The organism is Mesorhizobium sp. RCC_202, assembly GCF_041355295.1.
In the GTDB taxonomy this organism is placed as follows: Bacteria; Pseudomonadota; Alphaproteobacteria; order Rhizobiales; family Rhizobiaceae; genus Mesorhizobium.
Genome location: NZ_JBFUPO010000004.1, coordinates 486,941 through 502,780 on the forward strand (window position 1 = coordinate 486,941; position 15,840 = coordinate 502,780).

The window sequence follows — 15,840 nt, forward strand, 5'->3', positions numbered from 1 at the left end:
CGGTCAGCTCCGCTGCTGCGCGCCGGTGATGATTTGCGCGCCTTCGTCGAGACCGGATGTGATCTCGGTCAGCTCGCCATCGGTCGAGCCGATCTTGACGTTGACGGCGCGCGGGCGTCCGTTTTCCAGCACATAGAGCGTGCGCGAGCCGTCGGTCGGCACTTTGGTCGCCTGGCGCTGCCGGTTGGGGCGGCCCATGCGGCCGGTGAACAGGTCGCTCAGACTCCAGCCGCGCTCGGCCTGTTGCGCCGGGCGGTAGCGGAAGGCGGTCGAAGGCACCGTGAGCACACCCTTGGCCTGCTTGGTGACGACCGAGACCGTCGCCGTCATGCCGGGCCTGAGCAGAAGCTCGTTGTTATCGACCTCGAGGCGCGCATTGTAGGTGACGACGCCATCGGTGGTGACCGAGGCATAGGAGATGTCGCGGATCTCGGCGTCGAAAGGACGGTCGGGGAAGGCGTCGACGGTGAAGCGGGCATGCTGTCCACGTTTCACCGCTCCGATATCGGCCTCGTCGACGGCGGCCTGCAGTTCCATGTTGCGCAAGTCGGCGGCGATGATGAACAGCACCGGCGCCTGGAGCGAGGAGGCGACCGTCTGTCCAGGATCGACCGAGCGCGTCAGCACGATGCCGTCGATCGGCGCGTAGATGGTGCTCTTGGCAAGATCGGTCTGCTGCGCCTTGAGATCGGCCTGAGCGATGGCGAGATTGGCTTCGGCGCTGTCGATCGCCGCCTTGGCTCGATCGCGCGTCGCGGTTGCGGCTTCCAAGGATTGATCCGTCGCCATGCCGCGCTTGGTGAGCGCGCTCGCGCGCACGACGGCGTTCTCGTTTTCCTGCAGCGTCACCTTGGCGGTCTCGACGGCAGCAGCGGCCGCCTTGGCCGAGGCTTGCGCACGCTCGATCTGGACTTCCAGCTTGGCGGTATCGAGCGTCGCCAAAACGTCGCCCTTCTTGACCTGCTGGTTTTCGTTGACCGCGACAGAGCGGATGATGCCTGACAACTCGCTGGAAATATCGACCTGGGTCAGCGGCTGCAGCGTTCCCGTGGCCGACACTTCGACGGTAAGGTCGGCGACGGCTGCCGGCGCGGTTGTGTATTCGACCCTGGGCGGGGCCGCGGCATACCATTGGTAAGCGCCAACGCCGGCGGCAACGATCGCGGTCGCCAGCAACGCATAAAGCCAGCCGCGACGGCGTTTACGGCTCACACCCTTGCGGTCGAGGCCGAGGGCCGTTTCTATGGACGTCTCCGATTCCGCCTTTGGCGGATTGACAATCTGGTCCACGCCGGACCCCTATGCTGAAAATTAGTGTCCCTGTCCGTGCACAAATCAGGCCTTCAGGTTCGAATTTCAAATTAAATTTCCCTCATGTTGGGATTGAGGCAGAAATTCGAGGCGAGGCGAAAGGTTTTCTCCATGGCGCGCAATTACTTGCTTTATGATGTGTTTACGACGGAGCGGCTGGCTGGCAATCCGCTCGCCGTGGTGCTCGACAACGAGGGGCTCGATGCGGTTGCCATGCAGGCGATCGCGCGCGAGTTCAACCTGTCCGAGACGGTGTTCGTGCTGCCTGCCGACAACTCCAAGCACCGCAACCGTATCCGCATCTTCACGCCCGACTATGAAATGCCTTTCGCAGGGCATCCGACGGTCGGCGCGGCGATCGCGCTGGCCGAACTGGCTGGCGAAAGTGGCGCGGGTATCTTCGTGCTGGAGGAGAATATCGGGCCGGTGCGCTGCGCGGTGAGCAAGCATGATGGTGCGACCTTCGCTGAATTCGATCTGGCAAAGCTGCCGGAGCCGCTGGAACTCACAGCCGACGCGCAATCAATCGGCGCGGCACTCGGCCTGGCACCCCACGAAATCGGCTTCGAGAATCACCGCGTCTCGTTCTGGTCGGCCGGGGTGCCTTATGTGACCATCCCGGTCGCCGGCCTCGAAGCGGCGGCCAAGGTCAGGCTCGACAACCAGGCGTGGTCGGAACTCGCGCCGCGCAAGAGCGAGTGGGCCTTCGCCAGCCCTTATGTCTACTGCCGCGAGACGGTGCATCACGACAGCGCCTTCCATGTGCGCATGATCGTCCCCGGCACGCCTTCCTACGAGGATCCGGCGACCGGTTCGGCCGCGGCCGCCTTTGCCGGCGCCATCATGCATTTCGACGCGCCCACGGACGGGACCTCGCGGCTGTGGATCGAGCAGGGGCTGGAAATGGGCCGGCCCTCGCGCATCCGGCTGGAGCTTAATGTCGACGGTGGCAAGCTGGCAGCGGCGCGTATCGGCGGCCACGCCATCAAGGTGGCGGAAGGCAGGCTTTTGCTATGACGCCTGCGGCAACTGGGTCTGTTTTTGGGGAAGTATGGTCTGTCCTGAAAACCGGAATCCATTTTTCGGGATCATGCTCGGGCGATTTGTCGGGAAATGATTCCGGCAGGGCTGGACAGGACCGGTATCGGCGGCTATATGCCCGCCGACGCCGGTTTTACCGGCCGAGTGGGTGCGTAGCTCAGTTGGTAGAGCAGCTGACTCTTAATCAGCGGGTCCACAGTTCAATCCTGTGCGCACCCACCAAATTTTTCAAAAACTTGGTGGAAGACCTACGAAAGGTGAGGCGCGTTTTGAGGCGCCTTACGCTCCGTTTCGGGCGTCTTTCAGCCTGTCGAGGCAATTGACGCCGGCGCGGCTCTTCCAGCCGGTCGACGGAAACGAATCGCGGCGGGATTTTTTTCGCAGGAATGGCTCGAGGCCAAACTTTCCCCGGAAGTTCAGCCGCAAGCAACTGCATGGCTTTCAGCAGATGGGCCGTCCGGGATTCGTGCCAAGTCTGCGGGAACTCGAGCGCGCTGCGGCCAGCAAACAGTAGCGATCGAGCACATTCGGCATCTTGCGCGCCGCCTTGACCTTGCAACGGGCGCCCATTTGCGGCGATCATCCATCGCTGCCGGTTGATCAAGGCCATTGCAGCAGGAGCGGACAATGTTGCGCGAGAAGTCTTCTTATCTCATTCCGGTCCACTTCCCGCCCGCCACGCCCAGCCGTCCTCGCTGCCGACCGGTCTGAACCCGATGCCAACCTTCGCTGTTCCGCCAAAACCGCATTTCGCTCTCCGGGTCGGCGTCACCGGGCATCGGCCGGGCGACCGGCTTCCCGACGAGGACATCGACCGCATCACGGCCGACATCGCGTCGATCTTCAATCGCCTGACGGTTGCGGCGCGCCGGGCCGCGGAAAAGCACCCGGATGTTCTCGACGGCGCCGACCCTAGCCTCACGCTGGTTTCGGCGTTGGCCGAAGGCGCCGATCGTATCGCGGCCGAGGATGCGCTTGGCGCTGGCTGGAGGCTGGAGGCTGTGCTGCCTTTCACGCCGGAAGCCTACGAGGCCGACTTTGCAACCGAGGATTCCAAATCTGCTTTCCGGGAATTGTACGACAAGGCCGCCTCGGTGTTCTGCCTTGCGATGCCGACAGAACCCAATCTGCGGCCGCGCGCCTATCAGGCGACGGGACATCTCACGCTCGACAATTGCGATCTGCTGCTCGCCGTCTGGGACGGCGGCCCGGCCAAAGGGGCAGGGGGCTCGGCCGAAATCGTCCACGATGCCCTGACGAGAGGCATTCCGGTGCTGCACGTGCATGCGACCGAAGCGCTCGCTCCATCCTATTTGAGGTTCGGTCGCGATCCCACACCGTTGCGCGAGGATTTGACCTTGCTTGTCGAGTGGCTGACCGCGCCCCCCCAGAACCGCTCGAGCCTGGACCGCTTCTTTCGCGAGGCGGTGGACAACGGATCCGCGCAGGACGGATCGTTTTTACAATGGTGGCGTCTTTCCCGGCGGCTCACGAAATTTTTCGCCTGGTTCGGCAGCGACCATCATCCTGGCTATCCCGACCTAACTCGCGCTGGAGCAAAGACCGGCGCGGTCTTGCCGCCCGAGACGTTGCTAAGCGAGCGTCATGAGGCCGCCGATGCGGTGTCCACCCGTCTTGGCCATGTCTACCGGTCGGCGTTCATGCTGGTTTTCCTGTTGTCGACGGCGGCTGTGCTAGCGAGCCTCGGCAACGTCTTCTGGTGGCATAGCGTGCCGGCCAAGCTCGAGGCCGTCGTGGTCGAGCTTTGCTTCATCCTGATGATCCTGGGGATCACGCGCGCGGGGACGAACAAGGAATGGCACCGCCGCTGGCTGGAGACGCGTCGCCTGGCCGAACTGCTGCGCGTGGCCGAGGCCATGGCCCCCACAGGCGGCGGCGCCCCAATCGCGCCCGACGACGATGGCGACCTCAGCTCGGCCTGGACGGAATGGTACGCACGCGCCAGCTTGCGTGAGGTTTCCGTCCCCGACGCGACAGCTGACCAAGCCTATCTCGATGACCTTGCCAATGGCTTCGTGTCCGACCTGCTCGATGGCCAGATCCGTTATAACCAGGATACCAGCCGGCGCCTGCACAGGCTGCACCATGGCCTCGACCGGATCGGCATCGTTTTGTTCCGCATCACTCTGGGCATTTGCGTGGTGTTCCTGTGTGCGGAGGCTCTCTTCTTCTTCGGCTTTGTTCATCACGATGGTGTGGAACACTTTCTCACAAGATGGATCAAGCCCGCCGTTACCTTGTGCTCCGCAGGCCTGCCCGCTCTCGGCGCGGCACTTTATGGCATTCGGGCGCAGGGTGACTACCTCGCATCGGCCAACCGCTCCGAGGCGACCGCGCGCGCGTTGCGGGGTGTGCGCGATCGTCTCTTGGCGGCGCGGGGCGCATGCGACATCGTGGTGCTGCGCGGCCTGTTCGGCCAGGCCGCGGAGATCATGCAGTCCGACCTTTCCGACTGGCGCCAGATTTACCGCCTGCGACCCATTTCGCTGCCGTGAAGGCGGCGGGTTGCCCCAGTACAAGTCGTCGCCTGGCCTCACATGCGCGGCAGGTTGACGGAAACGGCGAACCGGTCGTTCTTTTTGGCGAACGGACTTGCGCCAAGCCGGCTATTGCGGAGTCGTCTTGCTGAGGCTGGCCTTGAATTTGACCTTCATCGTGATCTGGCCGGTCACCGTGATTTGCGACCCGCCATAGCCGCCGAGATTGCGGTCGCGGCCGTTGATGTTCGTCGTCATGCCGGTGATCTCGCAGGTGTCGGCAACCGTCTCGATCACCATGGCGCAACTGCCGGCCGCGGCCTTGTAGAAGGAGCGAAGCGCTACCTGTTGCTGCGCACCGGCATCCTCGTCATCCTTGACCGGAAGGGTCATCGAGATCGACGACTGGATCCTTGACGATCCATCCTCACCAGGACGAAGCGGGCGTACAAACCGGTCTTGGGCAAGGGCGGGCAAAGCCGTGCCGGCAAGAAATGCAATAGATATTAGAGACTTAAAATACATCGCTTGATCTCCCAATGAAATGTCTACATCTCATGAAATGATCAAGATGACGTTATTTCGATGTTTCAACAGTGTTGAAATTTCGACATAGTTTACTTTTCAGACACACGGCCGCAGCAAAATTGCCATCCTGCCTGGCATTCCAGTGCCGAGCGGACGATGTTGACGTCCGGACATGCCACCGAACCTTCGCCGAGCCGCATGCCGAGATCGAGCGGCGGCGGCAGGCCGAGCGCCTCGAGCAGGCGGCGATGGCCTGCCTCGGCCGAGCACCGATAGTGTGGGCGAGGCCGGGTCGGGATGTCGTCTCCGGCGACTTTTCAGTATTGTCGCCTGACGGCGGCGGTAATCGCCCCGCTTCGACGGCAGGATAAATAATTTCAGTTTGTGGCTGAAAGGTTACATGGATCGCTAGCGAACCAAGCTATCCTGAAGTTACCGATTTTCGTCTTGGAGACGGCCCGATGCGCGCAGTTGAGTTTGCCTTTCTGGCTTCGCTTGCTACTGCAACCCCCGCATTGGCAGCGGATTTTTCCCCCCAACCGACCGAGCCTGTGGCTTATAATTGGTCCGGCATCTACGTGGGTGCGCAGGCCGGGTATGTTTGGGGAAATTCAACCTACGACGGCGCCGGGTCTACGGCCGGCCCCCCGTTCTTCAGCGCCTCCGTCGATCCCAAAGGCGGCTTTGGCGGTGCCTATGTCGGCTATAACTACCAGTTCGCTGGCAACTATGTCGTCGGCATTGAAGCGGATGCAAATTTCACCAACGCCAAGGGGGACGGCGCGTTTGCCGGATCTCCTCCCAGTGTCTTCGCAAGCGGTGATTTAAAATGGTTCGGGTCGGCGCGTCTGCGCGCAGGCTACGCATTCGATCGTTTCTTGCCGTTTGTAACTGCCGGTCTTGCTGTCGGTGATTACTCCGGCGTATTCAATTTTCCAGGTGGGTCGATCGAGAACAGCGATACCATGGTTGGTTGGACGGCAGGCGTCGGCCTTGATTATGCCATCACCGACAATCTGATTGCGCGGGTCGAATACCGCTATTCCGACTATGGCCGTAAATCGCAATCTGCGCCATTCAACTTCCCTGGACAGCAAGCCAGGCTTGATCTGAACACCAACGATGTTCGCGTCGGGCTTAGCTACAAATTCTGATTTCCGACGAGACCTCTTAGAACCCCGCTTCGGCGGGGTTTTTGTTGCTCGAATGGCCCCTTGGAGCAGGTGGCCGCTCTGATGGCAGCCATGCAAGCCGGCGGTCCACTACAGACTTTGCGAGTATTACTTCTCCGACACGCCAGCCTCGGCAAAGCTTGCCATCCCAGCATGGCATTCCAGCGCCGAGCGCACGATGTTGACGGCGAGGCAGGCTCCGGAGCCTTCGCCGAGCCGCATGCCGAGATCGAGCAACGGCGGCAGGCCGAGCGCTTCGAGCAGGCGGCGATGGCCTGCCTCGGCCGAGACATGGGCGGCGACGGTATGGGCAAGCCCGGTCGGATGAAGCCTGGCCAGCGGCGCGACAGCGGCGGTGCAGACGAAGCCGTCGAGCAGCACCGGGACGTTGTTTTTGCGCGCGGCGAGCGTGGCGCCGAGGATGGCGGCAAGCTCGCGCCCGCCAAGGGCGGCGGCGATCTTCAACGGGTCGGAAAGCGCATCGGCATGGCGCTTCAGGCCCGCCTCGATGGCGACGACCTTGCGCTGCAGGCCGGCATCGTCGACGCCGGTGCCGCGCCCGGTCCATTTTTCCGCGCCGCCGCCGAAGAGAGCGGTGGAGATCGCTGCGGCCGGCGTGGTGTTGCCGATGCCCATCTCGCCGAAGCAGACAAGATCAAGGTCGTTGGTCACGGCATCGTAGCCGGCCGAGACGGCGGCCAGGAAAGCCTTCTCGTCCATTGCCGGTACCTGCGTGAAATCGCCGGTCGGATGCTCCAGATCGAGCGGAATGACGTCGAGCTTAGCGCCGGCGATGCGGGCAAGCTGGTTGATGGCGGCGCCGCCGCCGGCGAAGTTTGCCACCATCTGTACCGTGACTTCCGAGGGATAGGCCGAGACGCCCTGGGCGGTGACGCCGTGATTGCCGGCAAAGACAAAGACCTTCACATTGTCGAGCTTCGGCATATCGCGGCCCTGCCAGCGGCCGAGCCACGCGGCGATCGTCTCCAGCCGGCCGAGGCTACCCGGCGGCTTGGTCAGCGTGTCCTGACGGCGCGCGACGGCAGCGGCGGCGGTATCGCTGCCGCTGGAAAGATCAAGGCAAGCGGTGCGCAGGTTTTCGAGCGAATTGAAGGGCATGAGGGCAAGGTCTCCGAGAAAGAATCAGGACAGGCAGACGGAAGCGACGAGCAGGACCGCGATCTCGCCGAGCTGCTGCAGCGCGCCGATCGTGTCGCCGGTCTGGCCTCCGATCTGGCTGAGGCACAAAACGCGGAAAGCGGCGAACAGCAGGCCGAGCAGGATGAGCGCGACGATGGCGCCGCCAAATCCGAGCGCCAGCAGCGCCACGGCGCCGAGCGCGGCGCCTATCGCGGCGGTCTCGACGCCGACAGAGCCGGCGCCGGCCGACACACCGTCGGCGCGGGCCGGCGGCAGTAGATGCATGAAGGCGCCGAACAGGCCGCGCGAGGCGGCATGCGCGGCGAGCAGCGCCAGGAAAACATGGCCGGGTCCAGCCAGTTGCGACAACGCGCTCCAGCGTATCAGCAGAGAGACGCCAAGTGCTGCCGCGCCATAAGCGCCGATGCGGCTGTCGCGCATGATCTCCAGTTTCCTGTCGCGCGTGCGACCGCCGCCAAAGCCGTCGGCGATGTCGGAAAGTCCATCCTCATGCAGACAACCGGTGGCGAGCATGGTCGCGGCAAGCGTCAACGCCGCCGCCGGACCGGCGGCAAGACCGAGCTTCGAGGTAATCGCGTAGACGAGCGCGCCGATGACCGCCACGGCTAGGCCGGCGAAGGGCGCGGCCCAAATCGCGTCGGCAAGGCTGCGGCCACCGAAATCGCTCGAAGGCAATCTCAGCCGCGTGAAGAAAACGAGGCTGAGGCCGATATCGTCGAGGAACTGGCGGGGCTCGGACAAGCGGCTCATGCACCCCTCGCTATGGCATGGAAGAAGGTGCCGCTGACATGGCCGCGCCGGTAGCCGGAGGGGCCGAGTGGATTTCGCTGGCCGTCGGCGAGGTCGGCCAGCGGCTCGTCGTTGCCGGTGGCGGTCATCTGCGCGTAGTGGAATTCGTGGCCGCGGATAAGCGTGCCCTCAGGCCCCAACGGGCAGTCGGCGCGAAGGCGCGCCTCGCGATAGCCGAGGTTCATCTTGCGCCTGGCAAAGCTGGTCGAATGTCCGAGAAGGGCGAGCATCCTGTGACCTATCCCGTCCGCGTCCTCAAGCGCCTCGCCCAGCACCATGAAGCCGCCGCACTCGCCATGGACCGGCTTGCTGGCCGAAAAGCGCGCCATGCCCGCTCGGAAATTGTCGGCGACGGCCAGCTTGCCGGCATGCAGCTCGGGATAGCCGCCGGGCAGCCAGCAGACATCGCAATCCTGCGAAGGCGCTTCATTGGCCAAAGGCGAGAAAGGCACGATCTCGGCGCCGGCCTTGCGCCAGTGCATGGCGACATGCGGATAGAGGAAGGTGAAAGCGGCGTCTTCCGCCAACGCGATGCGCTGCGCGGGCGGCGGCAGGGCATCGGCAAAGTCGCCGGGCGAGGGCTCAAGAGGCTTGGTCAGCGCAAGAATGGCGTCGATCTCGAGCGATGTCTCGACCATGTCGGCCAGCCGGTCGAGATGCGCCATGAGGTTTTCGTATTCGCCGGCCTGCACAAGACCGAGATGCCGTTCCGGCAGATTGAGCGTCGGATCACGCAGGATGGCGCCGACCACCGGCAGGCCGATCGCCTCGATGGCGTCTCCCGAAAGTTTCCGATGGCGTTCGCTGCCCAAACGGTTGAGCACGACGCCGGCCATGCGCACGTCAGGATCGTAAGTGGCAAAGCCCTTGGCGACCGCGGCGGCCGTCGTCGATTGTCCCGAAACGTCGAGCACCAGAAGCACCGGCAGGCCGTAGAGTCGGGCAAGGTCCGCGGCCGAGCCCGAGCGGCCTTCCGGGGCCGGGATGCCGTCGAACAGACCCATGGCACTTTCGAGGATCACGTATTCGGTGTCGTCGGCTTGCTGCGCGGCCAGTGCGTTGAGCAGGGAAGGCGGCATTGCCCAGCTGTCCAGGTTGACGCCGGAGAGGCCGGTCGCGGCGGTGTGGAAGCCGGGATCGATATAGTCCGGTCCGGATTTCGCGCCGCGTACTTTCAGGCCGCGCCGGGCAAGCGCGCGCAGCAGGCCGATGGTGACGCTGGTCTTGCCCGAGCCGGAGCGCGGCGCGCCGATGATGATCGCGCGTGCCGTCATGTCCCGCCCGCCAGTGCCGCGCGCATGGCAACGATGCCACCGACGACGATCAATGCCGGCGATGCCAGGCCGGCCGCAGCCGCTTCCTCGGCGATGGTCGCAAGCGTGGCGACAAGGATGCGCTCCTGCGGTGTTGTCGCCGCGACGATCACCGCCGCCGGCGTCGACGGCGCCAGCCCGCCTTCGAGCAGGGCGGCGGCTATCAGCGGCAGATTGGCCATGCCCATATAGACGACGACCGGCTGCCCGGTGCGGGCGATCGCGGCCCAATCGATGTCGTCATCGGTACCGGCGGCGTGCCCCGTGGCCAGGATGACGGCCTTGTTGATGCCGCGCATGGTGGCGGGGATGCCGGTGGCGGCCAACGCGCTGAGGCCTGAGGTCAGGCCGGAGAGCACCCGAAACGGTATCCCTTCACGCGCCAAGGCCAGCGCCTCTTCGCCGCCACGACCGAAGATGTAGGGGTCGCCGCCTTTCAGGCGAACGACACGCCGGCCTTCGCGCGCCAGCTTGACGAGTAATGCGGTAATGTCATCCTGTTTCATCGAGGGCCGGCCACCGCGCTTTCCGGCGTAGAACAGCTCGGCGCCCTGCGCGACCGCCACCACATCGGATGACACCAGCGCGTCATAGACCAGTGCATCGCATTGTCCGAGCGCGGCCAGCACCTCCAGCGTCAGGCTGCCGGGATCGCCGGGGCCGGCGCCGGCCAGCCAGACATGGCCGGGTTGCAACTCACGCGGCTTGAAGTTCAGCCGCGCCAGCGCCTGCTCAACCGTAGCCCGTCCGTTTGTATTGGCGCTGCCGTTCACAATCCGTCCCGTCCGCGAAAACGCCGCTGGTAGTGGGCGTCATACAATGAGCTTTCGCCGAAATCCTGGGCTGCGAGCGCGCTGCCGACAAAGATGATCGCCGTGCGCTCCATTGGGCTTTCCGCCAGTTGCGCTTCGATGGTGCCGAGCGTGCCGGTCAGGATACGCTCATCCGGCCAGGAGGCGCGGAAGACAACCGCTACCGGGCACTCGGCGCCGTAGAGCGGCGTCAGCTCGGCAACGACGCGGTCGATGGCATGGATGGCAAGATGAATGGCAAGCGTGGCGCCGGTGCGGCCAAAGCCGGCCAGCGTTTCGCCGGGCGGCATTTTCGAGGCGCGGCCCGAAACGCGGGTCAGCACCAGGCTCTGCGCCAGTTCGGGGATGGTGAGCTCGCGCCGCAGCGCCGCAGCGGCCGCCGCGAAAGAGGGAACGCCGGGAGTCAGCGTGTAGGGGATGCCATGCTTTTCCAGCCGCCTGATCTGCTCGGCAACGGCGCTCCAGACGGAAAGATCGCCGGAATGCAGGCGCGAGACATCGTGGCCCGCCTTGTGCGCGGCGACATATTCGGCCTCGATCTCGTCGAGCGACATCGGCGCGGTGTCGATCAGCTTTGTCCCCGGCGCGCAATGTTCGAGCAGCTCCGGCGCGACGATCGAGCCGGCATAGAGGCAGACTGGGCAGGCGGCGAGCAGCCGGCTGCCACGCAAGGTGATGAGGTCGGCCGCACCCGGACCGGCGCCAATGAAGTGGACGGTCATTCGCCACCTCCGCCAAGCGCGATGGCGCAGGTTACCGGGCCAACCACGATACGCGGCCCCAGCAGCTTTGCATCCTTGCCTGCAGCGGCGAGCGCCGAGGCCTCCGAAACCGAAGGCGTGCCGGCCTGCGCCTGCGACACTTCCGATTGGCTGATCGTGGCCACAGACGCCACACGCAATGCGTCTTCGGTGACGACGATCACCGGAAGCGCGAGGTCGCGGCCAGCAATGAAGATCGCTTGCTCGTCGCGTTTGATCTCGCCGGTCGCCAGTGCCGAAAGCGCGGTCAATGCCAGTCCATGCGCTTCAAGCGCGGTCTCAATCGCCGCGTGCACGTCGCCAGCCGTCACGCCTTTGCGGCTGCCGATACCCGCGACCATCATGGCTTCACCCAGCTCCATTGCAGCACAGGCATGGCCGGACGCCAGGCCTGCATGGAGCCGACCGGCGCCGCGCGCGACAGGGCGATGCGGATCAGGTCGCCGCCGCGCCTGTTGTTCTGGTCGAGCAGCAGCGTCTCCATTTCCAGCGTCACCGCGTTGGCGACGAGCCGACCACCGGGGCGCAGCGCGTTGATCGCCTTGTCCAGCATACCGGTATCGCTGCCGCCGCCGCCGATGAAGATGGCGTCGGGTGTCTGCAGCTTGGCGAAGGCCTTGGGCGCCGCGCCTTCGACCACGACGAGGCCGGGCACGCCGCAATGCGCTGCGTTGCGGGCGATGCGAGCGGCACGCTCGCTGTTGGGTTCGATGGCGATGGCGCGCATCGAGGTGTCGGCCAGCATCCATTCGATGCCGATCGAGCCGGAGCCGGCGCCGATGTCCCACAACAGCTCGCCGCGTCGTGGCGCCAGCGCCGACAGGGTGATGGCGCGGATTTCACGCTTGGTGATCTGGCCGTCATGCTCGAACAGATGGTCGGCGAGGCCGACGGTCAACGGCAGGATGCGCGCATCCGGCGTCGATTCAATGTCGAGTGCCAGCACGTTGAGCGGATTGATGTTTTTCAGATCGAAAGCGTCGGCGCGCGCGCTGCGACGTGTTTCATCGGGACCGCCAAGAGCTTCGAGGACCGTCAATCGAGACGGGCCGAAGCCGAGTTCGGCCAGCAGCTCGGCGATGGAAGCCGGGGCATCACCGTCGGAGGTCAGCGCGAGGATGCGGGCGCCTGGATGCAGCAAGGGACGGATCAGATCGATCGAATGGCCATGCAGCGAGATGGTTTCGATATCTTGCAAGGCCCAGCCGAGGCGCGATGCAGCGAGCGAGAGCGATGATGGCGCCGGAAGGACCCGCATATGCTCGGGCTTCACCTTACGCGCCAGCGTCGCGCCGACGCCGTGGAGGAACGGATCGCCGGAGGCGAGCACGCAGACATCCTTGCCGGCAAGCGCCAGCACGTCACGCATCTCGGCGTCGAAGGGCGTCGGCCACGGGCGGGTTTCGCCCCTGGCAAGGGACGCGACCAGCGCGAGGTGCCGCTTGCCGCCGAAGACGACTTGCGCCTCGGCGATCCGCTGCTTGGCCTCATCGCCGAGACCCGCTACACCGTCCTCGCCGATCCCGACGATGGTGAGCCATTTTGAGGCGGGCTTGGCGGCGCGCGGATTTTTAGCAGGCATGATGACCCACCGTATCCTGATCCTCGGCGGAACGACGGAAGCCCGGCAATTGGCGGGGAGACTGGCCCGTCGCGCGGATTTCTCGGTGACGCTGTCGCTTGCCGGCCGCACCGAAAGTCCAGCCGCGCAGGGCGTGCCGGTGCGCGTCGGCGGCTTTGGCGGCGCGGACGGTCTTGCCGCCTATCTCCATGCCGACAAGATCGATCTGCTGATCGACGCTACGCATCCCTACGCGGCTCGTATCTCGGCCAACGCCGCGGAGGCCGCCAAGCAGGCCGGCGTGCCGATCCTCGCCCTGCGGCGTCCCGGCTGGGAGCCGGTGGATGGCGATCGCTGGACGCTGGTGGACAGTGTCGCCGAAGCGGCGAGGGCGCTCGGCACGGCGCCGCGCCGCGTGTTCCTGGCGATCGGCCGGCAGGAGGCCAGCGCCTTCGAGGCCGCGCCGCAACACCGCTACCTCATCCGCAGCGTCGATCCGGTCGAGCCGAAGCTGGCAGTGCCCGATGCGCACTATCTTCTGGCGCGCGGACCATTTCCAGAGGCGGACGAGCGTGCATTGCTCGAAAGTCACGGCATCGATGCCGTCGTTTCGAAGAACAGCGGCGGCGAGGCAACCTATGGCAAGATCGCAGCGGCGAGGGCGCACGGCGTCGAGGTGGTCATGGTGCGCAGGCCCGTCCTGCCGGACGTGCCGTCGGCCGAAACCGTCGATGCTTTGGCCGCAAAGGTCGATCATCTTTTCGCGCCTGTCGCCGAACGCGGCGTGTAGACCAGCGCCGGCTTGTCGCGGCGCCTGATGATGCGGGTCTCGGGTGAGCCGATGATGATGCAGGTCGCCATGTCGGCTTTTTCGGCATCGGCGTCCGCCAGCAGGAAAACCTCGATACGCTCGTCCGGCCGGCCGGCGGCGCGGCCGAAGATCACCGGTGTGGTGCCCGGCAGGATGGCTTTCAGGCACTCGAAGGCGCGGCCAAGCTGCCAGGGGCGGGCCTTGCTGATCGGGTTATAGAGCGCGATGACGAAACCGGCGCCGGCAGCCGCCAGCAAACGCAGCTCGATCAAGTCCCACGGCTTCAGATTGTCTGAGAGCGATATGGCGCAGAAATCATGACCGAGCGGCGCACCGATGCGGGCGGCGACCGCAAGCATGGCGGTGACGCCTGGAACGACGGCGAGATCGATGGCGCGCCATTCGGCCGGACCGGCCTCGATCGCCTCGCAGACAGCGGCGGCCATAGCAAAGACGCCGGGGTCGCCACCGGACACGACGGCGACGTTATGACCTTCGGCGGCCTTGGCCAGCGCCTCGTTGGAACGGGTCAATTCCTCGCGATTGTCGGAGGCGATCCGGGTCTGGTCCGGCCTCAGATCGAGCCGGTCGAGATAGGGCTTGTAGCCGTAGAAGAAGCTGGCCTCCGCCACGGCGTTGCTGGCCTGCGGCGTGACCTGGTCGGCATTGCCGGGGCCGAGACCGATAACGGTAAGGCGGCCGCTCATGATTTGGCTCCGGCGCGTGCCGACCAGCCGGCGACGAGCACGATGGCGAAGTAGGGCGCCTTGTCGTCCGGCTTTTCGGCGAGCCGCATCGACACGCTGCCCGCCATGGTGCCGCGCTCGACATAGACGGCCTTGGCCAGCTTGCCGGAGGCCTCCAGCGCGCGCCTGATCTTGGGCAGGTTGCGGCCGACCTTCATGATGACGGCCGCATCGGTGTCGGCAAGCCGCCGGGTCAAGTCGAACTCGCTCATCGTGCCGGGCAGAACGGTCAGCACATCGTCGCCCTGGACGATCGGCACGCCGGTCTGCGACCAGCAACCGGACATGGCGGTGATGCCGGGGATGACCTCGGTCGGGAAACGATGCGCAAGGCGCACATGCAGATGCATGTAGGAGCCGTAGAAGAGCGGGTCGCCTTCGGATAGCACGGCGACCACCTTGCCGGCGTCGAGGTGCTCCGCGACCTGTTCGGCGGACTGTTCGTAGAAATCGGTGATCTGCGCGCGGTAGTCGTCGTGATCCTTGTCGATCTCCGTCGTCACGGGATAGAGCAGCGGCAGCTCTAACATGTCCGAACGGAAACGTGCCTCGACGATGGCGCGCGCATTGCTGTTGTTGCCGCGCTTGGCGAAATATGCCACGACGTCGGCCTCGGCCAGCACCCGCGCGGCCTTGAGCGTCAGAAGCTCCGGATCGCCGGGGCCGGTGCCGACGCCGACAAGACGTCCCTTTGGAAGCGCGTTCACAGGCCCGGCCTCGCCAGTGAATTGAGCGCGGCGGCGGTCATGGCGCTGCCGCCAAGCCTGCCGCGCACGATGGCATAGGGCACGCCGTAGGAATTCTGCGCCAGCGCATCCTTGGATTCGGCGGCACCGACGAAGCCGACCGGCATGCCGATGATCGCGGCCGGTTTCGGTGCGCCGTCGCGCAGTTTTTCGAGCAGATAGAAAAGCGCCGTCGGCGCATTGCCGATGGCGACGACCGATCCGGCCATGCGCTCGCCCCACAGGTCGATTGCCGCGGCCGAACGGGTATTGCCGATCGCCTTTGCGATGTCATGCGTGCGCGGGTCGCGCAGCGTGCAGATCACCTCATTGCCGGCCGGCAGGCGGGCGCGGGTGACGCCATGCGAGACCATCTCCGCATCGCAGAAGATCGGCGCGCCGGCGGCAAGCGCTGTGCGAGCGGCGGCAACAAAATCGCTGGAAAAGACGAAATGACTGGCGGCTTCGACCTGGCCGCAGGCATGGATCATGCGGATGGCGACGTCAGCCTCGGCTTCGGAGAAGCGCGACAGGTCGGCCTCGGCCCGGATGATGGCGAAAGAGCGCTCGTAGATGGCGTTGCCGTCATGGATATAGTCGTAGGCGGCCAT

Annotated in this window: 16 protein-coding genes, 1 tRNA gene and 1 pseudogene; 5 read left to right on the top strand and 13 right to left on the bottom strand. The window is 65.1% G+C overall.

Annotated features, from left to right (window positions below):
* Positions 1-3: 3 nt before the first annotated feature.
* Positions 4-1,290, bottom strand: a complete 1,287-nt coding sequence (locus tag AB6802_RS12480) for an efflux RND transporter periplasmic adaptor subunit (RefSeq protein ID WP_371010394.1) — start codon at positions 1,288-1,290, stop codon at positions 4-6.
* 132 nt (positions 1,291-1,422) lie between these two features.
* Between AB6802_RS12480 and AB6802_RS12485 the strand changes: the two genes are divergently transcribed.
* The 3 genes from AB6802_RS12485 to AB6802_RS12495 all read left to right on the top strand — a co-directional run bounded on the left by AB6802_RS12485 (position 1,423) and on the right by AB6802_RS12495 (position 4,868).
* Positions 1,423-2,328, top strand: a complete 906-nt coding sequence (locus tag AB6802_RS12485; RefSeq protein ID WP_371010395.1) for a PhzF family phenazine biosynthesis protein — start codon at positions 1,423-1,425, stop codon at positions 2,326-2,328.
* A 170-nt stretch (positions 2,329-2,498) separates the two neighbouring features.
* Positions 2,499-2,574: transfer RNA gene (locus tag AB6802_RS12490), tRNA-Lys, on the top strand.
* Positions 2,575-2,948: 374 nt separating this feature from the next.
* Complete coding sequence (locus tag AB6802_RS12495) at positions 2,949-4,868, top strand: hypothetical protein (protein ID WP_371010396.1); 1,920 nt, start codon at positions 2,949-2,951, stop codon at positions 4,866-4,868.
* Positions 4,869-4,979: 111 nt separating this feature from the next.
* On the opposite strand, the gene AB6802_RS12500 is transcribed toward AB6802_RS12495, so the two are convergent.
* On the bottom strand, positions 4,980-5,243 hold the full coding sequence (locus AB6802_RS12500) for a hypothetical protein (RefSeq protein ID WP_371010397.1): 264 nt from the start codon (positions 5,241-5,243) through the stop codon (positions 4,980-4,982).
* Positions 5,244-5,467: 224 nt separating this feature from the next.
* Positions 5,468-5,644, bottom strand: a pseudogene (locus AB6802_RS12505) (nicotinate-nucleotide--dimethylbenzimidazole phosphoribosyltransferase); the annotation flags it as partial.
* Between the two features lie 195 nt (positions 5,645-5,839).
* Between AB6802_RS12505 and AB6802_RS12510 the strand changes: the two are divergent.
* Positions 5,840-6,532 (top strand): outer membrane protein, encoded by a 693-nt coding sequence (locus AB6802_RS12510; RefSeq protein ID WP_371010398.1) that lies wholly within the window; start codon positions 5,840-5,842, stop codon positions 6,530-6,532.
* A gap of 126 nt (positions 6,533-6,658) precedes the next feature.
* Here AB6802_RS12510 and cobT read toward each other — a convergent pair whose 3' ends face one another.
* From cobT to cbiE, 7 genes are read right to left on the bottom strand one after another with little or no spacing between them, the layout of a single operon-like run.
* On the bottom strand, positions 6,659-7,669 hold the full coding sequence (gene cobT / locus AB6802_RS12515; protein WP_371010399.1) for a nicotinate-nucleotide--dimethylbenzimidazole phosphoribosyltransferase: 1,011 nt from the start codon (positions 7,667-7,669) through the stop codon (positions 6,659-6,661).
* A 24-nt stretch (positions 7,670-7,693) separates the two neighbouring features.
* Entirely contained in the window at positions 7,694-8,461 is a 768-nt protein-coding gene (locus AB6802_RS12520) for an adenosylcobinamide-GDP ribazoletransferase (RefSeq protein ID WP_371010400.1), read from the bottom strand.
* Positions 8,458-9,774, bottom strand: coding sequence for a cobyrinate a,c-diamide synthase (locus AB6802_RS12525; protein ID WP_371010401.1), 1,317 nt, complete (start codon positions 9,772-9,774; stop codon positions 8,458-8,460). The genes AB6802_RS12520 and AB6802_RS12525 overlap by 4 nt, the downstream gene beginning before the upstream one ends.
* Positions 9,771-10,586, bottom strand: coding sequence for a uroporphyrinogen-III C-methyltransferase (gene cobA / locus AB6802_RS12530; RefSeq protein ID WP_371010402.1), 816 nt, complete (start codon positions 10,584-10,586; stop codon positions 9,771-9,773). Before cobA ends, AB6802_RS12525 begins: the two co-directional genes overlap by 4 nt.
* Complete coding sequence (cobM, locus tag AB6802_RS12535) at positions 10,583-11,347, bottom strand: precorrin-4 C(11)-methyltransferase (protein ID WP_371010403.1); 765 nt, start codon at positions 11,345-11,347, stop codon at positions 10,583-10,585. Before cobM ends, cobA begins: the two co-directional genes overlap by 4 nt.
* Entirely contained in the window at positions 11,344-11,730 is a 387-nt protein-coding gene (locus AB6802_RS12540) for a cobalamin biosynthesis protein (RefSeq protein ID WP_371010404.1), read from the bottom strand. The genes cobM and AB6802_RS12540 overlap by 4 nt, the downstream gene beginning before the upstream one ends.
* Positions 11,727-12,968: a precorrin-6y C5,15-methyltransferase (decarboxylating) subunit CbiE gene (gene cbiE, locus AB6802_RS12545; protein WP_371010405.1), complete on the bottom strand. Its 1,242-nt coding sequence runs from the start codon at positions 12,966-12,968 to the stop codon at positions 11,727-11,729. Before cbiE ends, AB6802_RS12540 begins: the two co-directional genes overlap by 4 nt.
* 1 nt (position 12,969) lies before the next feature.
* Here cbiE and AB6802_RS12550 point away from each other — a divergent pair, with 1 nt between their 5' ends.
* Complete coding sequence (locus tag AB6802_RS12550; RefSeq protein WP_371010478.1) at positions 12,970-13,737, top strand: cobalt-precorrin-6A reductase; 768 nt, start codon at positions 12,970-12,972, stop codon at positions 13,735-13,737.
* Here AB6802_RS12550 and AB6802_RS12555 read toward each other — a convergent pair.
* Genes AB6802_RS12555 through AB6802_RS12565 form a run of 3 tightly spaced genes read right to left on the bottom strand, consistent with a single transcriptional unit; the run spans position 13,701 to position 15,840 of the window.
* A complete protein-coding gene (locus AB6802_RS12555; RefSeq protein ID WP_371010406.1) occupies positions 13,701-14,465 on the bottom strand; it encodes a precorrin-3B C(17)-methyltransferase in 765 nt (254 codons plus the stop codon). The two genes, AB6802_RS12550 and AB6802_RS12555, sit on opposite strands and share 37 nt — an antisense overlap.
* The gene (locus AB6802_RS12560; RefSeq protein WP_371010407.1) at positions 14,462-15,211 is read right to left on the bottom strand and encodes a precorrin-2 C(20)-methyltransferase; all 750 of its coding nucleotides are present in this window, start codon (positions 15,209-15,211) and stop codon (positions 14,462-14,464) included. Before AB6802_RS12560 ends, AB6802_RS12555 begins: the two co-directional genes overlap by 4 nt.
* The gene (locus AB6802_RS12565; protein ID WP_371010408.1) at positions 15,208-15,840 is read right to left on the bottom strand and encodes a precorrin-8X methylmutase; all 633 of its coding nucleotides are present in this window, start codon (positions 15,838-15,840) and stop codon (positions 15,208-15,210) included. The genes AB6802_RS12560 and AB6802_RS12565 overlap by 4 nt, the downstream gene beginning before the upstream one ends.